The 20438-nt window shown below is 70.8% G+C and carries 19 protein-coding genes; 15 read left to right on the top strand and 4 right to left on the bottom strand.

Annotation, left to right across the window (positions count from 1 at the left end; translation table 11 throughout):
• Positions 1-5: 5 nt before the first annotated feature.
• The 7 genes from AB0367_RS26990 (at position 6) to AB0367_RS26960 (ending at position 8085) form a co-directional block, all read left to right on the top strand.
• Entirely contained in the window at positions 6-1409 is a 1404-nt protein-coding gene (locus AB0367_RS26990; protein ID WP_366229224.1) for a hypothetical protein, read from the top strand.
• A complete protein-coding gene (locus tag AB0367_RS26985) occupies positions 1406-3019 on the top strand; it encodes a type IV secretory system conjugative DNA transfer family protein (RefSeq protein WP_366229223.1) in 1614 nt (537 codons plus the stop codon). The genes AB0367_RS26990 and AB0367_RS26985 overlap by 4 nt, the downstream gene beginning before the upstream one ends.
• A gap of 8 nt (positions 3020-3027) precedes the next feature.
• Entirely contained in the window at positions 3028-3903 is an 876-nt protein-coding gene (locus tag AB0367_RS26980) for a replication-relaxation family protein (RefSeq protein ID WP_366229300.1), read from the top strand.
• Complete coding sequence (locus AB0367_RS26975; RefSeq protein ID WP_366229222.1) at positions 3891-4931, top strand: NlpC/P60 family protein; 1041 nt, start codon at positions 3891-3893, stop codon at positions 4929-4931. The genes AB0367_RS26980 and AB0367_RS26975 overlap by 13 nt, the downstream gene beginning before the upstream one ends.
• A 528-nt stretch (positions 4932-5459) precedes the next feature.
• Entirely contained in the window at positions 5460-6701 is a 1242-nt protein-coding gene (locus AB0367_RS26970; protein WP_366229221.1) for a MarR family transcriptional regulator, read from the top strand.
• A 95-nt stretch (positions 6702-6796) separates the two neighbouring features.
• Positions 6797-7528: a hypothetical protein gene (locus AB0367_RS26965; protein ID WP_366229220.1), complete on the top strand. Its 732-nt coding sequence runs from the start codon at positions 6797-6799 to the stop codon at positions 7526-7528.
• Complete coding sequence (locus AB0367_RS26960) at positions 7525-8085, top strand: hypothetical protein (protein ID WP_366229219.1); 561 nt, start codon at positions 7525-7527, stop codon at positions 8083-8085. Before AB0367_RS26965 ends, AB0367_RS26960 begins: the two co-directional genes overlap by 4 nt.
• Before the next feature lie 39 nt (positions 8086-8124).
• Here AB0367_RS26960 and AB0367_RS26955 read toward each other — a convergent pair whose 3' ends face one another.
• Positions 8125-8643 carry an ATP-binding protein gene (locus tag AB0367_RS26955; RefSeq protein ID WP_366229218.1) on the bottom strand — a complete coding sequence of 173 codons (519 nt, stop codon included), beginning with the start codon at positions 8641-8643 and terminating at the stop codon, positions 8125-8127.
• Positions 8644-8995: 352 nt separating this feature from the next.
• Between AB0367_RS26955 and AB0367_RS26950 the strand changes: the two genes are divergently transcribed.
• From AB0367_RS26950 to AB0367_RS26925, 6 genes are all read left to right on the top strand, one after another.
• On the top strand, positions 8996-9985 hold the full coding sequence (locus tag AB0367_RS26950) for a DUF932 domain-containing protein (RefSeq protein ID WP_366229217.1): 990 nt from the start codon (positions 8996-8998) through the stop codon (positions 9983-9985).
• A gap of 268 nt (positions 9986-10253) precedes the next feature.
• Positions 10254-10793, top strand: a complete 540-nt coding sequence (locus AB0367_RS26945; protein WP_366229216.1) for a hypothetical protein — start codon at positions 10254-10256, stop codon at positions 10791-10793.
• Positions 10794-10870: 77 nt separating this feature from the next.
• Positions 10871-11563, top strand: a complete 693-nt coding sequence (locus AB0367_RS26940; RefSeq protein ID WP_366229215.1) for a hypothetical protein — start codon at positions 10871-10873, stop codon at positions 11561-11563.
• 34 nt (positions 11564-11597) lie between these two features.
• Complete coding sequence (locus tag AB0367_RS26935) at positions 11598-12005, top strand: hypothetical protein (protein WP_366229214.1); 408 nt, start codon at positions 11598-11600, stop codon at positions 12003-12005.
• Positions 12002-12373, top strand: coding sequence for a hypothetical protein (locus AB0367_RS26930; protein WP_366229213.1), 372 nt, complete (start codon positions 12002-12004; stop codon positions 12371-12373). The genes AB0367_RS26935 and AB0367_RS26930 overlap by 4 nt, the downstream gene beginning before the upstream one ends.
• Before the next feature lie 187 nt (positions 12374-12560).
• A complete protein-coding gene (locus AB0367_RS26925; protein WP_366229211.1) occupies positions 12561-13253 on the top strand; it encodes a hypothetical protein in 693 nt (230 codons plus the stop codon).
• Positions 13254-13319: 66 nt separating this feature from the next.
• Here the strand turns inward: AB0367_RS26925 and AB0367_RS26920 are convergent, their stop codons facing one another.
• Positions 13320-13460, bottom strand: a complete 141-nt coding sequence (locus AB0367_RS26920; protein WP_366229210.1) for a hypothetical protein — start codon at positions 13458-13460, stop codon at positions 13320-13322.
• Positions 13461-14268: 808 nt separating this feature from the next.
• On the opposite strand from AB0367_RS26920, the gene AB0367_RS26915 reads away from it, so the two are divergent.
• Both AB0367_RS26915 and AB0367_RS26910 read left to right on the top strand, forming a co-directional pair.
• Positions 14269-14784 carry a DUF6584 family protein gene (locus AB0367_RS26915; protein ID WP_366229209.1) on the top strand — a complete coding sequence of 172 codons (516 nt, stop codon included), beginning with the start codon at positions 14269-14271 and terminating at the stop codon, positions 14782-14784.
• Between the two features lie 396 nt (positions 14785-15180).
• Complete coding sequence (locus AB0367_RS26910) at positions 15181-16113, top strand: 5'-nucleotidase (RefSeq protein ID WP_366229208.1); 933 nt, start codon at positions 15181-15183, stop codon at positions 16111-16113.
• A gap of 547 nt (positions 16114-16660) precedes the next feature.
• On the opposite strand, the gene AB0367_RS26905 is transcribed toward AB0367_RS26910, so the two are convergent.
• Positions 16661-17551: a hypothetical protein gene (locus AB0367_RS26905; RefSeq protein ID WP_366229207.1), complete on the bottom strand. Its 891-nt coding sequence runs from the start codon at positions 17549-17551 to the stop codon at positions 16661-16663.
• The gene (locus AB0367_RS26900; RefSeq protein ID WP_366229205.1) at positions 17548-20436 is read right to left on the bottom strand and encodes a BTAD domain-containing putative transcriptional regulator; all 2889 of its coding nucleotides are present in this window, start codon (positions 20434-20436) and stop codon (positions 17548-17550) included. Before AB0367_RS26900 ends, AB0367_RS26905 begins: the two co-directional genes overlap by 4 nt.
• Between the last annotated feature and the right edge of the window lie 2 nt (positions 20437-20438).

The raw sequence follows: 20438 nt of genomic DNA, 5'->3' as shown, positions 1-20438 counted from the left end.
TCCCCATGCGTCTCGCCCTGACCCTGCTCACCCCATCGTCCCCGACCCCGACCGTGCCGACCCCGCCGCCCGCGGCGCCGCCGCCGTCGACCTGTGTCCCCGGACACGACGGCGTCCCCGGCTCGGGGCTCGGGCACCTGATGTGCGGCACCTGGGCCGACGACGCCCCGGCCACCGTGTCGCTGTTCGTCCGCGCGTACTGGCCCGAACTGCTCGCCGGTCTCGTGCTGCTGATCGCGGCCCGGCTCGGCTGGGCGTGGTGGCGGCGGCGGGTGTGGCGCCGCCACGCCGCCCGCGCCCGTTGGCTGGAGATCGTCCCGCCTGTGTCGGCCACGCCCGCCGCGACGGTGGGCCTGTGGCGGCTCCTCGCCACCGCGCTGCCCGCCTCGAGCGGGTGGGTGTGGCGCCCGCCCCGGCTCATCTGGGAGGTCCACGCCACCCCGCGCAGCATGCGCTGCGGGTTGTGGGTGCCGCCCGGCGTCAACCCGACCGCGATCCTCCGGCTGCTGCAACGCGCCTGGCCCGGCGCCCGAGCCGAACAAACCAGCGCTCCCGGCTTCGCCCCTGGCGTGCCGGTCGTCGCGGTCGCGGTGCAGCCGACGCAACCGGAGTGGCTACCGCTCGTCGACGACCCCACCCCGGGTCGAGGGCAGCGGTGGGAGACCGGGGCGCCGCCGGAGGAGGACCGGCTCCGGGCCGTCTACGACGGGCTCGCCGCCGCTGGGCGCACCGGCGGAGGACTGCTACAGGTCCACGTCACCCGTGCCCCCGCCCGCCGGGTCGCCGGGCTACGCCGCGCCACCACCCACCCCGACCGTGCCCGCCGCCGCACCGGCGCCTCCCGGACGATCGGGCTGCTCGCGGACGGACTCCGGGCGCTGATCATCGGCGTCCTCAACGTGGTCACGCCTGGACCGAGTGGCCGCGGGCACCAGGCGAGCCGATCCGATCCCTACCTGAACGAGCTGGCCCGGCAAGCGCGAGGCAAGCTGGCCGCCGCCCCGCACCTGCTCGTCGCGGTGCACGCCACCACGACCGGGCCGACCATCGCGGCAGCGAGGGCCGCCGCGGCCGACATCACCTCCGGGTTCGGGCTGCTCTCGGCGCACTTCACCCGCCGCCGGCTACGCCGAGCCCGCGCCATCGCAACGTGGCGGTGGGTCCCCGCGTCGCGGATGACCCTCGCCTCGGTCGAGGAGACCGCCGCCCTGGCCGGGCTACCCGCCGAACCCTCCGCACACGGCCTGCCTGCCGCCGCATCCCGACGCCGCCCGGCCAGCCGCGAAGTGTTCACCGCCGGACCGGCCCCAGCCGCATCCCGGCCGCGCCGCCGCCCGGCACCCGACCCCGAGACGGGGCCAGCCGACCCCGGCGAGACGAACCCGCCGGTCGTGTGGAGCGCGCAGTGACGGCCGCCCGCAACGCCGCGAGCTCCGTCCCGCCGCCCGGCCGCGAGCAGCGGCGGCTCAACCTCGTCCCGCCGGCGCAGCGGCGCGGCCTCGCCGGGAAGGTGATCGGCGTCGCCAACGCCGGCCCCGCCGTCCGAGTCGGGATCTCGCTCGAAGACTGCCGTCACCATGTGCACGTCTGCGGGCCGACCGGCACCGGCAAGACGTCGCTGCTGCTGCGGATGATCCTCGACGACGTCGAGGCTGGGCGTGGCGTCGCCGCGTTCGACCCGGCCAAAGGGGACCTCATCCGAGATCTCCTCGACGTGTTGCCCGCTGCGTGCGGGGACCGGCTCGTCATCGTTGACCCGGACGAGCGGGCCGCGCCGCCGGCCATCAACCTCCTCGACCCGCAGGTGCACGGCGGCACCGCGCACGACGTGGCCGCCAACGTCACCTCCGTCATGTCGAAGGTCTGGGCACGCTGGTGGGGCCACCGCACCGCCGACATCTGCTACCACGCGCTGCTCACCCTCGCCCACCTGCCGGGCTCGACCCTGGCGCAGCTGCCGCGGCTGCTGTCCGATGCGAAGTGGCGGGCCGGACGGGTCCGGGCGGTCACCAACAGCCTGGGCGCGTGGGAAGGCAACACCCTCGGCGAGTTCTGGGAAGGCTTCGACGGCCTGCCCGCCGGGCAGCGCGCCGGGCTCGTCGCGCCGCTGCTGTCCCGGCTGCGCCTCGTCCTCGCCCACCCGCTTGCCGCCGGTCTGTTCGGGGTGCCGTCCACGACGTTCCGGTTCACCGATGTCCTCGACGGCGGCGTGCTCCTTGCCCGGCTACCCAAAGGCGTCATCGGTGAGGACGGCACCCGCCTGATCGGGTCGCTGCTCCTCGCCGGGCTGTGGCAGGCCACCGCCGCCCGCGCCCGCATCCCCGAAGCCGACCGCCGCGACGCGATGGTGGTCCTCGACGAGTGCCACAACTTCCTGCACCTGCCGATCGGCATCGATGACGCCCTCGCCGAGGCCCGCGGCCTGCACACGAGCTTCGTCCTGGCCCATCAGTACCTGGGCCAGCTGTCCGGGGAGATGGCCGAGGCGATCGACGCCAATGCAAGAAACAAGATCTATTTTGCGCTCGCCCCGAAAGACGCCGTCGACCAAGCCCATCACGTCCGCCCGTACCTCGACCACGGGGATCTGATGCGACTCGGCGGCTACGAAGTGGTCCTCCGGCCGGTGGCCGGCGGCCGAGTCGCTCCACCGGTCACCGCGGACACCATCGCACCCCCCAAGCCGATCCGGGGCCGAGCCGACGAGCTGCGCCGCCGCGCCCGGGAACACACCGGACTGCCGATCGGTGAGCGTCGACGGCTGCTCGGCGACGCCGCCACCGGCCAGGTCAGCACTGAGGCCGACCACGATGCCGGCGCCGACAGCAGCGGTGGTGCAGAGCGGTGGGTTGGTCGCAACACCTTCGCTGTTCACGGGGCGGGCTCACTAGAGGGTTCTAACGAGCGGTCCAACGAGGACTCCAACGACCGGGAACGCTCGCCTGAACCCTCGCCCATGAACACGGCATACGACCTGGCCGACGACGGGGAGGAGGACTGGTGGACCGGAACCGACTGATAAGGACTATCACTCCTACCAGTGGTCAAGCTGCCAGCAGCTCCCGCCTCACGGCGTCCGTCGTCGCCGCCGAACTCGCCAGAGTCACCCCACGCGACCGGCTTCTCCTTGACCTGCTCAACCAGCACCAAACGTTCTCCACCGAGCAGCTCGCCACCCTCGCATTCGGGTCCGTCGGTCGTGCCCGCAACCGGCTCAACACCCTCCACGACCGTGACATCCTCGACCGGTTCCGGCTGTTCCACCGGCCCGGTTCGCAGTCCTGGCGGTGGACCCTCGGCCCGGTCGGCGCCGCCATCGTCGCGGCCGGACGGGGCGAGGCGATGCCCCGCCCGGCCGCCGTCCGCGACACCACGGCCCGACTCGCCATGTCCCCGAGGTTGAACCACCTTCTCGCCACGAACGGGTTTTTCGTCGCGCTGACCGGACACGCCCGCACCCACGATCGGGCCGGGGTGCGGTTGGCGCGGTGGTGGAACGAGCAACGCTGCCGAGAGGCCACCGGCAACCTCGTGCGCCCGGACGGTCACGGCGTGTGGGTCACCGGCGGTCAGGTGGTGCCGTTCTGGCTGGAGATGGATCTCGGCACCGAGGCATTGCAGCGGGTCGCGGAGAAGCTGACCGGCTACGCCCACCTCGGCCCCCGCCGCGCCTACCCCGTGCTGTTCTGGCTGCCGACCACCGCCCGGGAGGCCAACCTCCACGCGCACCTTTCCCGTGCTGGGGCCCCGGACGGGGTGGCCGTCGCGACCGGCGCCGACGATTACGCCGCCGCGCGCGGTGGCCCCGCCGGTGCCGTGTGGCGCCGACCCGGCGACCCGGCACGGGTCACCCTGACCGACCTGCCCGGCGCCACGGGGGACGGTGCGGCATGGGACGCGTGATCTCGTGGGCGGTCGGCGCGGTGGTCATCGTGCTCGTGGTCATTGTCGCCGCTGCGGCCGGGGCGGTGGTGGCGCTGTTCGGCGGCGGTGGGGACGGTGCCGCATCCGGATGCCGCGCCACAGTGACCACGCCCGGCGCGGCCCCCGCCGGGCTCACGGCCGAGCAGGCGGGCAACGCCTCGGTGATCGTCGCGGTCGGTCAGCGCACGAGTGTGCCGCCGCGCGGGTGGGTGATCGCCGTCGCCACCGCCCTCCAAGAATCCGACCTGATCAACCTCGGACACCTCGGTGACCGCAACGACCACGACTCATTGGGGCTGTTCCAACAGCGCCCGTCGCAGGGCTGGGGCACCCCGGAACAGCTCATGCAACCCGACTACGCCGCGACGAAGTTCTACGAACGACTCAACCGGGTGCCCCGCTGGGAAACGCTGCCGCTCACCGACGCGGCACAAGCGGTGCAACGGTCGGCCTACCCGGACGCCTACGCCAAACACGAGGCGCGCGCCGCCGCCATCGTCGCCGGATACACCGGCGGCATCGTGTGCGACGGTGGCGACGGGCTCCCGCCCGACGTGGTGGACTCACTACCGGCGGGGTTCACCCTCCCAGCGGGCACACCTCCGCCGGTGGTCACCGCGATCGGGTGGGCACTGGCACAGTTGGGCACCCCGTACACGTTCGGCGGGGACTGCACCGCACCGCACTCCGGCGACCCCCGGCGGCAGTGCGACTGTTCCTCGCTGATGCAACAGGCGTACCGCGCGGCCGGAATCACGATCCCGCGCACCACACACGATCAGGTCCACGCGGGCACCGCCGTACCCGGCACCGACTACCTACGGCCCGGTGACCTGATCCTGATCCCCGGTAGCGGCGGCACCCGCACCGACCCCGGCCACGTCGGCATGTTCATCGGCTCCGGGCTCATCGTGCAGGCGCCGAAAACCGGCGATCTCGTGAAGATCAGCAAATTGTCAGGATGGGTCAATCAGATAGCCGCGATCCGGCGCATTGTGCCGAGCTGAATAGAGCGAAATTGAGGCGCCCGGAAGCGTCATCGAATGGCGCCGAAAGCCCGCCCCTTGAAGTGATTCTTCCCACATGCATGGACTTGACTTCATGAGGGTTGTCGAGCGTTTGTGAATCGGTGATGTCGCGATCACGTCGGCGGTCGTTCCGCCCGCCAGTGCCCCTCTCCGTGCGCCCGGCCACCGGTCGGGCGCGCGGCATGTCGGCGTGCCGGAACGCCGCCCTTGCAGCGATTTTGCCCGCGCACCTGTAGCGAACTGCCCGGCATCGCCGAACGCCCGCCTACGGCCCTTACAGCGCCCGCAATGGCGCCACCGCGCTGTTCGCACCACCGGTGTCGAGGCGCACCGCCGCCCCGGTACGCATTTTTAAAAGAGTCTTGAACATCCGGGTTGACATTCATCCCGTACGGAGCGTCCATGGATGTGGGCAGCAAACAACAGCCCCGGCGACATCGCAGAAACAGACACAACACGCTCACGCGGAATCGCCATCCCATCCATTTCGTACGGAGGTAATTCGCCATGCCCACAACCACCCCCGCCGCCGCAATGACCCCAACCGCCGAGGCCGTCGCCCACGTGCTGGCCGCGCACCCGGACGGGATCACCGTTCGCGACCTCGCCGAGGCCGCCGGGATCGGCGCCTCCACCGCCAGCAAAGCCCTCACCGCGATGGAGGCCGCTGGCACCGCCACCCGCGCCCCCGGCCCCGCCAACGGCAACCGCAAGCCCGCCGACGTCTGGCACCCCGCCACCGACGACACCACGCCCGAGGCCGACACCCACCCCGCCGACACGGCGAACGACACCACCGACAGCGACACCGCCACCAGCACCACCGACGAGCCGACCGGTACCACCGACAACGAGGAGGCCGACATGCCCGCCGACACCACCAGCGACGACACCGCCGCCCCCGCAACCGCGACCGAGCCCAGTGCCGACGAGTCGCCCACGACCGATGACCCGGCCATCCCCGCGCCGACCGTTGCCGACGAAGCCCCCGCCCCCGCCGCGCCGCGTAAGCCGGACCTGAAGGTCATGCTCATGGCCGGGGTGCTCGGTGACCACCCGGACGGCGTGAGCGCCGTGGACGCCATCAACGAGAGCGGCCTCGCGGTCGGGGTCGCCGACACCATCCTCGCCGCGATGGAGGTTGCCGGTGCCGCCGTGCGGCGCGTCGCCGACGACGGTACCGAGACGTGGGTATTGGGCGAGGCCGACCTCGCCACGGTGGACCCGGCCAACGCCCCGACGCATGTCACCTGCGCCGCATGCGGGCACACCCGCCGTATCCGCCGCGCCTCCGCCGCCGTCGCGTCCCGCCGCGCGGGCACCGGCCGCCCCGCCCCGGACGTCAACAGCGACGGGTCCGACCGGCTGATGAAGAACGGGCTGCGCAACCGGGTGGAGGCGTTCATGCGCGACCTCGGCCCCGGCCACCGGCTCACCCCCGGCACCGTCGCCCGTGAGTTGGGGCGCAGCTCGGGCGCGGTCGGCAACGCGATGCACCGCCTCGCCAACGACGGCGTGCTCATGCTGGTCAACGAGGCGCCGGTGACGTTCGAGCTGGACCCGGACGCCCCGGCCCCGACCGCGCTGGTCGCCACGCTGCTGCCCGTCCCGGCGCTGACCGCCCCTGCGGCGCCCGACGCCTCGGCGACCGGCAGCGCGCCGACCGGCGACACCGTGACCACCGCCCCGGCGGACACGGCCACCGTCGCGCCGACCGCCGACGCCCCCGGTGAGCTGATCGCCGCATGATCCCCGAACGCCGGGGCCGGGCACCACGCCCGGCCCGGCGGGGCTGTGTGATGACCAACCCCGACCAACCCATGACCGACCACCGGAGGCACCGCATGCCCACGACACCACCCCACCGGCCCGGCCCCAGCGGCACGCCCACGACCGACCCGGCCCCGGCCGACCCGCCCGAAAGTCACCCCGCGCACCCGGCCGGACCCGGCGCGTTGTCCTGCCCCGAATGCGGGGAGGCGGTCCGCGCCGTTCCCCCGATCGAGTGGCCCCTCGCCGGGTGGACGCCCCGCCCCGGGTATGCCCACCACGACGGCACCCCGTTGTGTCCCGTGCCCGGACCGGGCGGGTCCGGACCGGCCGAACCGGTCACCGCGCCCGCCCGGCTGACCGTCTGGCAGGCCGTCCGGCAATCGTGGCTGATCCACCCCGATTGGACCGTCGCCGATCACCTCGCCTGGCTCGATGACGAGGCGTATGACCTGGAGGCCGTGGACGGTGACCCCGCAACCGTGATCGCCGGATGGCTGGCCGAGCACCGGCGCACCGCACCCGACGCCACGGCGCCGGACGCCCCGGGCACCATGACCGGCCCGACCCCGCCGGTACCGGCGACGCTGCCCGAGGTCGTGTACGTGGTGGCGGGCGGCAACATGGTTGCCGCCTTCGCCAACGAGTGGGCGGCGGGCGTCCAAGACGACGTGATGACCCTCGCCGGCCTCGACACGGCGACCTACCGGCTCACGTGGGCGCGATGGGTGCAGGTCCGCGCCGAGCTGCGTACCCGCCACCCGGAAACCGAGATCATCGACGTGAGCGGCGGTGACCCGGCGTGACCCCTCCCGACCCGGCGACGGTGCCGGACCTCCCGGCCGCCCTCGCCGCGCGCCCGCGTGACCCCCGGCGCGGCCTACCGATCCCACCGGTGAACCTGCACCCCGGACCGGACGGTGCGCCCTCCGCCGTGGACTTCACCACCATCAACACGACCACCTCCACCGACCTCGCCGCCGACCGGCGCTGTTCACTGTGCGGGGAACCGATGGGGTACTGGGTCGCGTTCCTCGGTACACCCCGTGCGGCCGAGCTGTTGCGCTACACCGACCCGCCCGGCCACCCCGAGTGCATGACCGCCGCGCTCACGCTGTGCCCGCACATCGCGATTGCCCGCCATCGGCGTGCCCGCGCCGACCGGCCCGGCGGCGGCATCATGCCGCCCGGCGCGCACGGCACCAAACCTGACGGGTGGACCCTCGGCATCACCCGGACCTATCGGTCGGTGTTCGTGGCCGCGCATGGGTTCACCGTGTACCTTCCGGCCCCGTTCCGCACCGCGTACGCGTACGCGTACGGCCCGGACGGGCGCCTGCACCACCGCACCGGCACCGTGTAGCCGGGCGCCCATCGAAGCGAACCCCCGTACGAACGGGCCTCAACTTTTGACGGCCTCCGTGATCTGCAGGGCGGCCTGGGCCGGCGTGAGGTGCGTGGTGTCGACGACCTCGGCCTCGGCATGCAGCCACGTGCGGGCCGCCTCGGCATAGGGCTCGAGGTACTTGAGGCGGAACGGGGAGGGCACGGGATGTTCGCCTTCGATACGCCCGCGGAGGGTGTCCTGGTCAGCGTGCAGGACGAAGTGCCTCACCGGGATGGCATAGCGGGCGAGGCCCGTGCTGATCTCGCGCCAGTACTGCTCGACCAGGACGGTCATGGGGATCACCAGAGTGCCGCCGACGTAGTCGAGTACGCGACGGGCGGTCTCGACTACGAGTGGCCGCCACGGCGGCCAGTGCTGGAAGTTGTCCGTCTCGGGCAGCCCCGGCGTGATGTCCATGAGTGTCCCGCCGACCTTCTCGGCGTCGAACACCCGCGAATACGGGATCAGTTGCTGCACGAGAGCACTGGTCGTCGTCTTGCCTGCGCCGTGGGTGCCATTGATCCACACGATCATGGGACCCAACGCTACATGTAGCGCTTTGCGGGCCGCGGGAACCGCAGAACTCCGGTCGTTGGAAGCGTCGTCGGCACCGTCCCGCCATCTGTCGCTGGTAGCCACCGCTTCCATACAACGATCTGGAGTCCCGCCGGGCATCGCCTGGGCGCGGTGACAGATATCCATGAAAAGTGACGATTACGGCTGACCGTCACACCAGATTCGCCGCAGAAACCTCGATCGACTCCAGCCGGCTGCCTTGATCGGCCCATGGAGGTAGGAAACATTATTTGTGACGGCACCGCCCAGGACGTGAACCCCGGCGGTGCCGCCCCACCCAACGGCACCCGAACCGGAAGGAATGCCAGCCATGGCACACGAACTGGAAACACTCGCCAACGGTCAGACCGCTTTCGCCTCCGCGAGGCTGTCCGCGTGGCACCAGCTCGGCACCGTCACCGACGCGGGCATGACCGCCGAGGACGTCATGACGAAGGCGTGGCTCGGCGGCTGGGAGGTCCGCAAGATCGCCATCCAGGGCATCGAGGTCACGAAGGTCGGCGGCATCACGAAGGTCGACTGCCCCGACAAGTTCATGACGGTGCGGACCAACCCCGTCACGGGCGAGACCGAGTACCTCGGCATCGTCGGTGACGACTACACCACCGTGCAGAACGAGCAGGTCACGGAGCTGCTCAACCTGTTGGTGGACGAGTCCGGCGCGCACTTCGAGACGGCCGGCTCGATGCGCGAGGGCCGGCGGGTCTTCGTCACCATGAAGCTGCCCTCGGCGATGCAGATCGCCGGGGTCGACGACATCGACCTCTACCTGGCGTGCAACACGAGCCACGACGGCAGCTCCGGCGTCCGCCTCGACGCCACCCCGGTCCGCATCGTCTGCGCCAACACGCAGCGCCTCGCCATGGAGCGGTCCCGCAGCTCGTACACGTTCCGGCACACCCCGAACGTCAGCACCAAGATCAGCGAGGCGCGTGAGGCGCTGGGCCTGATGTGGAAGCACTTCGAGACCTTCCAGGACGAGGCCGAAAAGATGATCAACGAGGCGCTGACCATGGGCCAGTTCGAGAAGATCGTCGCCGAGCTGTGGCCCGTCGCGCCGGACGCCTCGGACACCACCCGCAACAACGCCAAACAGCGGACCAACACGCTGCGGTACCTCATCCGCGACGCCGACACGCAGAAGGCGATCAAGGGCACCCGATGGGCCGGATACCAGGCGATCAACGAGTACGTCGACCACTTCGCCCCCGCGACCTCGGACGCGATCCGCGCGACCCGGGCACTGTCCGGTACCGGCGCGGACCTGAAGGCCCGCGCGTTCGACCTGCTGGCGGTCTGACGTGGCCCGGTACCGGGGTCGGCACCGGGGCACACCCCGACCGGCCCCGGCACCAGCGGGCGGCACCGTCGCCGAGCGCCGCACCCCGGCAACCCCGGCCACGTCACGCCCGCCGCAACCCACCGGCTCACGCCGCCCGTCCGGGCCGTCCCCGGCCCGACCCGTCCACAGCACACCGCCCCGGCCCGCCCCGCCGACCACGCCGGTGCCGGCGCCTCACCCTGCATCCCCGACTCGATCCGGCCCGACATCGAGGGAGATCACCACCATGACCGGCAACGACCTCATCACCGCGATGAACGACCTCTGCGTGGCGTACGCGAAGGCACAGGTGGCCCACGCGATGGCCGAGCACGCCGCCGACCAGGACGAACGCGCACAGCATCGGGCGCACGCCGAGTACTGGGACATGACGGTCAGCGGGCAGTACCGGGCACTGACCGAGGCTGTCGGCGCGGCGCTGCCGGACCCGGTCGAGGTCGAGTCGTTCCTGCCCGTGCAACCGCTGCCGACCGGCGAGGTCGAGATCCGCGCCCGCGACGGACACGCCCGCCCCGTCCTGGTCCGGCTGTCCGGCGCGCAGGCCCTCGCCCTCGGCGCCCACCTCACCGCCTACGCCGCGATCGGCCTCGACCGCATCAACGGCAAGGTCGCTGAGCTGCTCCCACGGGTCGGCACGGCCGAGCCGTTCACCCGGCCACCGGCCCACGCTACGACCCGGGCCGAGGGCGCGGCTGCGACCAGGGCGGTGCGGGTGCCCGCCGGGGCGCAGGCCATCACCGCCGCGCCACAACCGGCCGACCGCTGACCACGTACGCGGGCCGGGGCGAGGGCAACGTGGCCCCGCCCCGGCCGCGCCGATCACCGAATTCGACAGGAGCTGCTATGCCGACCATCGACGTGCACGACCACACCTTCGTCAAGCTGCAACCCCTCGCCGACGCCTGGGGCCTCGCCCACGGCGAGATGATCGACCTCCTGATCGACAACCTCATCTCCTGGACCGACACGGTCGCGGTCCACACGCACCTCGGCGGCACCCGCGTCGAGGCGACGTTCTTCCCGGCAGGCGGCGAACTGCGCATCACCTCCGGATTCTGGGCGGGTACTCACTGCGGCAACCCCTCGCAAGCGCGTGACGCCCTCCTCAGCACGGCACCCGCGGAGCAACGGACGCCCGGCGACGGATGGGACTTCTGGATCGTCACCAACACCGGTGAGCCACTGCGAAGCCTGCACGACACCGCCCCGGCTCGCGCGAGGCGAGGCGCCGGGCGTGCCACCGACCCGGCAACCGGCGCACCGGGCCCGGTTGCCTGTCCGGGACTCGCGGAGTCTCGCCGCATCGACCCGCACCACGCCGGCGTGCTCCACCACCTCAACGTGCGGGTGTATCCGCCGGAGCCTGCAGCGGCCGGATCCACCGGGTACGTCGTCCTCGACGTGCACGGCGTCTCCGTCGGCGTGCAACGCCGCGCCAACGACCTCTACCTGCACATCGACACCACCGACACCCCAGACCGGGTGATCGCCTTCGAGATCAACGGACTCGGCGAAACCGACCACCCCACCCGCTGACCTGGCAACCCCCCAGCGAACGGAGCCCCACCGCATGGACATCCACGACACCGTCCGGGTACGTCACCCTCGTGACACCGTCGAGTACCGCCTCGGCACCGTCACCGCCGTCACCTACGCCCCATACAGCACGTACGCCGAGCGGTACCAGGTACGGTTCCCGAACGGCCTCAGACGCACCTACCCGGCCGCTGACGTCGTCGCGTGCACCCGCGACGACGACCGCGCCGCACTCGTCGCGGCCGTCACCGACGCCAGCCACCGGCTGCGTGACGCCTGCCGCATCGCCCACGACCACGACGACTCCCTCAGCGCCGAGATCACCGCCACCCTGGCCTTCCTGCTCGACACCGCAGGCGCCCGCCTCGGCGTCACCCTCAACCCGGACGCCTCCACCACGCCGGCGACAACTGAGAGCCACGCGGACGGAGCGCGGCCATGAGCTCGGCACCCGTGCACACGAAGGCCACCCGCCGCCCCGGCGCGGTCTGCGGCGCCGACGACGGACCGCTGACCCGGCTCACCGACGACCCGCACCACGTCACCTGCCTCGACTGCCCCGACCTGGCCGCGATCGAGGCCATGCCCGACGACGCCACCAGCGGCACCCCGGCCATCATCGAGACGCTCCGCGAAGCCCGCGCAGGCAACTGGCGCAAAGTCGACGGCGTGGTCCTGGACATGAGCACCGCCAACGTCATCCTCGCCGTGTACGAGGCCACCAACGACGTGGGCAAAGCAAAACTCGTCGCGATGCCGATCGCTACGATGGCCGCCGTCTGCTGGAGGCTTGTCGGCCGCCACTCCTGACGGCGGGCGGTGACCGGTCCGAACGCACCCCGAAGGTGCGCGCGAAACACGGACCGGTCACCTCGCCCGTGCACGAGGCCACCCACGGCGCACTCGCGGCCGTTTCTTCCCTGGGCTGGCGTGCGCCCGATGCTACCGGCCCGCCTCGACCCACGAGCCAACTCGAGTCCGGACCGCATGAGGGAGAATGACCGACGTGGCTCGACGCACCTTCGGCCGACGTGTCGCCCTCGACCGCGATGGCGTCGCCGCCCACACCGGCGCCGCCCGGAGCACGGTCAACCACTGGCACCTCCACCGCCACCGAACCGGCTTCCCGGACGGCTTCACCGACGCCTCAGGCACCGAATGGTTCTGGCTCGATGAGGTCACCGCGTTCCACGCCGCGCACCGCGTCGCGAAACTGGCCGAGCTGACCGAGATCGACCGCAGCGGCGACCCGAACGAACTCGTCGGCTCCGGCACCGCCGCGAAGATCCTGCGCTACAGCTCGTACCGCAATCTGCCAGACGGACTCCTGAGCCAACCCGACGAGATCGAGATCCTGTCCGACGGACGCAAACGGCGCCGGTGGTACCGGCGCACCGTATGGGCCGTCGCCGACGCCCGCACCGGACGGCAATCCACCGGCCGCACCCCCGGCAGCACGACCGGCCCCCGCAAACCCCACCCGTACGCCGACGACCCCCGCCTGGCCGCCGCCCTCCGACTCCTCGACGCAGCCCGCGCCGAGAGCCGCGACAACCGTGGCCTCGGCGTCGAGCTGGCCGCCCAACTCGGCATCACCACGCGCACCGCGCAACGCCTCCTCGCCGTCGCCGGCACCAGCGAGGTTCGCAAGCCCGATCGCGTGATCCGAGCGCCGCACGGCGAAAGGTAGAACAGCGCGAGGCGCCCCGACTGTTTGAGCAGTCGGAGGCGCCTCATGCTTCGGGCCCGTGTCCGCTTACTCGTCCTCGTCGTCCGTTCGGGCCGCGGGCACCTGCGGCACTTCGATCAGGTAGCGCAGCGCGCCGTTCACGTCGGTGTTGCGGGTGGTCGCGGTGCTTTCGAGCACGCCGTACACGTCCTCATCGATCTCGATCATGCGCCTACCACCTGCCGGGTTGGTCATCTCGTCACTCCTAACGGTCGCGGCCGGTCACGTGCCCGGTCGGCACGTCGGGTCGATCCACCCAGACCTTCACGACGCGATCAAGGCAGCGCCCGACGGCAGCCCGCCGCCGCACACACCACCTCGACTACCGCGGCTGGGCTGTCGCCGGCCGCGCAGCGGGCCAATGCAGATCTCGATCTGGGCTATCAAGATGTCGGTAGCCAGATGCCTCAGCCGCACGGCCGCCGGGAGGTCGTTCGTGTGGCTACGCCGTCGTCGGCTGGTTGAGACCAGCGTTGTTGGGGCCGTTGGCTGTGACAGCCCTGGCTGGCCCCGCAGCGATGGCCGCAAACGTGGCCTACCCGCGCCGAGTGATGAACGGTGCGTCGTCATCATCGGTAGTCGTATCCGCGGCCGCTCGCCCGCCCTCAAGTCCGGGACTCGGTGAGCCGCGATGTGGCGGTGTGCGCGCGGGTGCGGCGCCCCCAGCACGGCGTTCGCCGCCAGGCGGGTAGCAGCTCCGCCGCCGGCACGGCTACCCTCCGACACCACGGCAGCGGATTGGACCGATGTCGCCAGCGTCGGGATCGCTGGGGCGAGTTTTGCCGTCGCAGACCGCACCGACCGCTGGCAATCCTGATCTGGCGACAAACATGCTCGGCTAATCCAGGTTGTGGCCCCGGCCCGGCGGCGCGCACGACCGGCGACCATGTCCGTACTCGTGACCTTGGCAGGGTCGCTGCAGTGCAGCGCGAGCGGTCAAGAAATCGGCTAGTGGTGCGGCGGGAAACTGCCGACAATGATCGCCGTGGCGAAGGACCAAGTGCTGGCCAAGGTTGCAGCCGATCTGCGGCGCGGCCACACCCACCAGGCGATGCAGCGCTTGGCGAGCCTCACGGCCGCCTACCCCGACGACCTGGATCTACGTGCCGAGCGCGCGGCTCTGTACCGGCAGGTGGGCAACGTGGGAGAAGCCGGCCGCTGGGGCTTCCTCACAGAGGACGCCACCGACACGGAGATTGCCGCTTTCGAGAAGGCCCACCCTGGCGCCTGGATGCGCCTGCTCGTGTTGAAGTTCAATACAGACCCGGCAGACAAGCTCGGCCCGAGGGCGAGCGCTCGTCTGGCACGGCTGATCGAACAGGCCGGCCAGGAAGGCCCGGCGCCGGTGGCTTGGACCGAGGCCGGCCCGCGGCCGCAGTCGCCCGGTTCATGGCGCGACGAGCTTCCCTGCCTGCTGGCAGCATTGGTAGGACTGATCGTCGTGACGCTCGCTGTCCTCGGACTGATCACCGTGATCCGGTGGGCACTGTAGGCCAACCGCCCACAGGCGATCCGAACCGAGGCCTCGTGAGGGTACACAACCGCCCATCTCCCACCGGGCGGTCTCTGGGTTCAGCGGCCCGCCGATGGATCGCGGGCGCCGCGGATGCGTCGCCCCGTTCACTCATCGATCACAAGCGTGCGCTGAACGCGGCGAGCCACGCGGCCAAGAATACTACGAAGCGTGACCATTTGGGCGGCTGCGGACGATTGGTCAGCGGCATAAGAGTGAATGACGGGGCTTGCTCCTACGCCTCAAGCGGACTCGTCGCACCTCGCTAAACGCTAGAGTAGGCTTCCCCAAGGCGCTGCAGTATCTCGTCTATAATGGTTAATCAGAAAACAATGCAGCAGCAGGAAGATTCGAGGCCGCGAGTTGCCGTACAGCTTGGATGATCGACTGGTTATAGGAATTGCATCGAGCGCTCTTTTTGATCTTGCAGCCTCCGACAAAGTCTTCCGCGAAAGCGGCGAAGAGGAATACCGTAGATATCAAGAGGAAAACCTGGACAATCCTCTAAATCCCGGTGTTGCATTCCCATTTATCAGGCGACTGCTGTCACTGAATGACCTAGGCGACGATGATGGCCCCCTGATTGAGGTCATAATTCTTTCACGGAATGATCCGGACACGGGCCTGAGGGTGATGAAGTCGGTCGAGTATCATGGGCTTCCCATCACCCGTGCCATCTTCATGCAGGGCAAGTCGCCATATAAGTTCATGCCCGTTCTTCACATGTCACTCTTCCTGTCCGCTAATCCGACAGACGTGCAGGAGGCGACGGCCCGGAACCTTCCCGCTGGTCAGGTTCTTCCCTCTAACTACACGGAGGATGGCAAAGACTCGGACCTGCGTATTGCATTCGACTTCGACGGCGTTCTCGCGGATGACGCCTCTGAGCGAGTTATGCAGGCCGAGGGACTGGATAGCTTCCATGCTCACGAAACGGCTAATGCGGTCACCCCGCACCCACCCGGCCCTCTGCATGACTTCTTGAAGCAAGTCAACAAGATCCAGCGGCGGGAGGAAGCGAGGCGAGCTGCCGATCCAACGTACCGGATCCGACTGCACGTCTCCATTGTCACGGCCCGAAACGCGCCCTCTCATCAGCGCGCTGTCGCCAGTCTCAAGGCGTGGGGAGTCACAGTCAATGACGCCTTCTTTCTAGGCGGCATTGACAAAGGCACTGTCATCAGCGTCCTCAATCCGCACATATTCTTCGATGACCAGCAGGGGCATCTAACCTCAACGTCTCAGGTCGCACCTAGCGTCCACGTGCCTTTTGGGGTGGTTAATACTGCGCCCCGTCCTGGTTCGTGAGGCGTTTCACATGACGTCTGTCCATAGCGGGCGTAGCGGCACACTTTCGTCGACAGGGTCGGTCGTCGGCTATGTCCCGGAGGCCATGAAATCGGCGAGGATGCAGCTCGGGTGCCGGTCGGTTATTGCGGGCTCGGTCGTAGCGGATGGGCTGGTCCTGCCGATGGTGGTGCGTGAGCGGCACGGCTGGCGGCGTCTGGACCCCGTGCAGGCTGACGCCGCCGTTGAACGTGGCGGTCATAACCGCGAAGGTACTGACCGACCGACAGCTTGTGCATGTCGGGGCATTGGCAGAATTGGGCCCGCGGCCCGGAACGGACGAAACAGTTATAGGGGCGTCTCGATGAGCACGTTTCGAATATTCTGGTGGTGCTCGTCGGTCGCGCTACGCCAACGGCCAGGGTGAGGGCGAGCTGCTGCGGTGAGGTGGCGCAGGCCGCGACTGCGGGCGAGGACGGCGTCGGTCAGCGGCTGGGCAGCGTGTTATCTATGCGCACTGGAGTGGGCCAGCGGGAAAAATGTGGCTGGTGCACGTCGATACTGGCGCCTAGACCGGCGCCTTCTGCCGTGCGCCGGTTATGGCTGGGTGTTCGGCCTTTAACGCGGCGAGCAGTTCGGAGACGCGGGTGTTGCGGATGGGCGTGCCGTTGCGGCGCAGCCGGGCGGCGAGGGCGTCACGGCTGACGGTAGAGCCTTCATGCAGCAGCTCGTCGCGGGCGGCGCGGGCGGCGGGCAGCAACGGCACCAGATCCGCCGCGAGGTCGGTGCCGTTTCCGTCAGGCTCCGTGCCCGGCCGTGGATCGGCTTCCCCGTCGCCACCCTCGTCCGCGTCCTCGTCCATGTTTTCGTCGTGGCGGGCAACGGCGTGCTCGCTGTCCCCGTCCGGCTCGATGTTGCCGGGTTCGATGCGGTCATCGAGGGACGCCGCTATGGGTATCGCCGGGGTGACGGCTGGACCGGCCGGCACGATCGCGGTCTCGTGTTCCACCTCGGCAGGGGGCGTCGACACCGGGGCGGCTGCTGTGATGGTCTCGGGGGCGGTGTCGAGCCGTTCGCGGAGCTGGCTGGCGACGTCGAACAGCGAGACGGATAGCACGATGATGAGCCCGTCGACGCTGACCGGCAGCAGGTAGGGCACGAGTCCGGTCTCGTAGCGCCCGACGACGCCCACCATGTGCCAGTAGCTTGTCCATGCGGCGATTCCGGCGATGGCGGCGGTGGCGACGATGCGGAGTCCGGCACGGAGGCGGCTGCGGATCGGTACCCGCATCATGACCTCGATCGCGACGAACAGCGCGATCGGTGACCAGGCGGCGACGCCTTGGGCGATTGGGTCGTGCTCAGCGTGCAGGACGTTGGCGGCCATGCTGATCACCAGGGCGAAGACGAGCGCGGCGCGTAGCACCCACTGTATCCGCCGCAGCCGAGGCAGGGTCATGGCCGCGTACCTACCGGTATCGACAAGGGTGAGGGGCGCAGCTGTCGGTCGGCGACGCGACGGGTGGCGTCGGACGGTTCGGCGTCGCCGAGTTCGGCGAGCTGGGTCTCCAGGCGGCGCAGGGCGCGCCGGACGGCGTCGGGTCGGTGTTGGCGGCCGTGGATGCGCATGATGCGCTGGTACAGCTCCTCGTTGACTGGGTCGTGGCGCAGTGCCGTTTCGAGGGCGGCGACGGCGGCGTCGGGCTGGTCGGCTTCGAGGAGTTCGGCGATGCGGGCGTAGACGTTGAGGATCTGATGGCGGTGGGTGGTGGCGTAGTCAGTAACCCAGACGCGGTCCTGGCCGTCGGCGAAGTCTCCGGCGTAGAGGTCGGCGGCTTCGCGCAGCGCCGCGAGTGCGGTGGCGTCGTTGTCGGCGGTGTTGGCGCGGCTGATGGCGGTCAGCATCCGCCACAGGTCGACCTCGATGGTGTCGGCGTCGAGCCGGTACTGGCTGGCGGCGGGGTCGTAGACGATGAACTTCGCCTCTGGGGTGTCCGTCGCGGTCCGTAGCACTCGGCGGGCGGTGGAGATGTCGGTGCGGACGCGTTTGACGGCGGCGTCCGGGTCGGTGTCGGGGTGCAGGTCGGCGGCGATCTGGCGCAGGGTCCGCCCGTGCGGGTGCGCGGCGAGCAGGGCGAGGGCGGCGTACGAGCCGCTACGCATGCCGGTGGTGACTGGCCCGGCGTCGGTGGTCACGGTGACCGGGCCGAGGACGGTCAGCCGGACCAGCGGCGGAGTGTTGCCGCTCGCGGCGGGCAGGTCGGGCAGCGGTTCGAGGGCCGCGGCCGAGGCCGTCCCGTTTGTGCTGGTCGTCTCGTCGGCCTCGTCGGGATGGCCAGCGCGAGCGGTCTTGTCGCGGGGCTCGGCGGGCTCGTCGATGTCGGTGCCAGGTTCCGGGCGGGCGGCGGCGTCGGCGATCATGGCCAGGAGCTGGGCGAGGTCGGAGGCGGTGAGGGTCGCCAACCGGCCGCCGCCGGGCAGTGTGCCGTCGGCGGCGATGGTGAGGGCGGTCAGGCTGTCGGCGTCGCCGAGGATCACCGGGTGCAGGTGCAGCGTGGTGCGGTGTGCTCCGAGCGCTGAGACCCGGCCGGCGTGCCGGCGCTCGCTCTGGATGAGCAGGACGTAGGGCGGCTGGTGCTCGATGTGGTCGTTGCGGTCGTTGAGGTCGGCGATCGAGTCGGCGTCGATGGTGTCGAGCAGCCGCCGCCGGCCGATCATTTCCTCTTCGGCGTGGGTGACGGCGGCGTCGGTGTCGGCCAGGACGAGGAGCCGCTCTCCGTCGAAGGTGACGCCGTGCGGGTCGAGACCGGTCGGTTCGGCACCGTCTGGCAGCAGCCTGGCGAGGGTGTCTGGGGTGGTGACGACGACGGGCCGTAGCGCTGGGTGGTCGTAGACGCCGGTGGCGAGGGTGCTGGCGAGTACGGCCCGTGCGACAGGTTCGGCGCCCGGCCCGTGCAGGGCCAGGCCGGGTCCGGGCAGGTCGAACAGGCTCAGCTCGGCGCCGGAGGCGTCGACGCCGATCGGGACGTCGAGGACCGGCGGCGCGGGCCGGGCCGCCGGGCGAGGCGGCTCGTCGGTCAGCTCCGGGTCGGTGTCGGGTTCGAGGTTGCGGCGGCCGGCGGCGTCGGCGAACGCCAGTTCCGCCGGGACGGGCGGCCGGGTCGGTCCGGTATGGACCGGGATGGGCCTTCCGAGGCGGGCGTGGCGGCGGCGGTGCAGGCGCAGTATCGCGGCGACGGCGGCGATCGTGGTGGCGAGTCCGAGGCTGATCCAGCCTTGCGACGGGAGCGTGACCCCGGTCTGCCGGTTGTTGCTCGGTGCGGTGACCTCGCTGGTGTTGGTGGTGTTCACGGTTGGCGCGGCGGTACCCGGCGAGCTCGGGGCGGTCGTGGGCGGTGCCGTGGAGCTGGTAGTGCTCGGTGCCGGGGTGGCCGGTGTGTTCGGGCTGGCGGTGATTGTGCCGCTAGGTGCTGGTTGGGTGAGCGCCGTGTCGCCTGGGGCCGGTTCAGTGGACTCGGTGGATCCGGCGGACGGGTCGTGGGCGGGCAGGGCGAGGACCCATCCGACGTGGATCTCGTCGGGGTCGGTGAGGGCGTAGCCGTTGGCCTGTGTGTGGCCCCGGTTGAGGACGTAGATTTCGCGCCAGCGGTGCGGGTCGCCGAGGTGTGTTTTGGCGATGTTCCACAGGTTGTCCCCGGCGGTGACGTGGTGCACCCCGCCGGGTGCGTTGCTGGCCCACGCGGGTGTGGCATCGGGCGTGCCGCTGGTGTGGGCGATGGTGACGACCGGGATCGTGGTTGCGGCCGACGCGGGCCGGGGCGCGGTCTGGGTGGGCACGGTTTGGGCGTGTGTGGTCACGACGGCGGCCGGGGCGACCGCGACGGCGGGTCGGCGGGCGGCGGCATCGGCAGCGGCGGCACTCGCGGTCCCCGCGAGGCCGCGCATCGTGTCCAGCAGGACCGCGCCGACGAGGACGGCGGCGACCCACCGAATCGGGCCGCGCCCGGCGGTCGGAGGGCGGCGATGCCCGCTGCGGGCGGCAGCAGCCACGGCTGACGTGTCGATGACCTCGACGAGCACGTCGCGGCAGAACAGCGCCCACAGGAGCCACCCGAGCGTGGCGAGCAGGGCAAGGATCTTGTCGTCGTACCAGGAGGTCGTGAGCGCGGTGGTCAGGTCGGCGAGGCTGGGCAGGATGCTTGGCCGGGGCCAGCCGATCCAGGCCAGGGGCCAGCCGATGACCTGGACGAGTAGCCACGGTACGCCGACGAGGAACCCGACGAGGGTCGCCAGGGCGGCCAGGGCCCGCAGTAGCCGGCCTCCGGCGGCCAGGACTCGCAACATGG

The organism is Dactylosporangium sp. NPDC051484 (genome assembly GCF_040689395.1).
Taxonomy (GTDB): Bacteria; Actinomycetota; Actinomycetes; order Mycobacteriales; family Micromonosporaceae; genus Dactylosporangium.
This window is presented reverse-complemented; position numbering and strand designations above follow the sequence as displayed.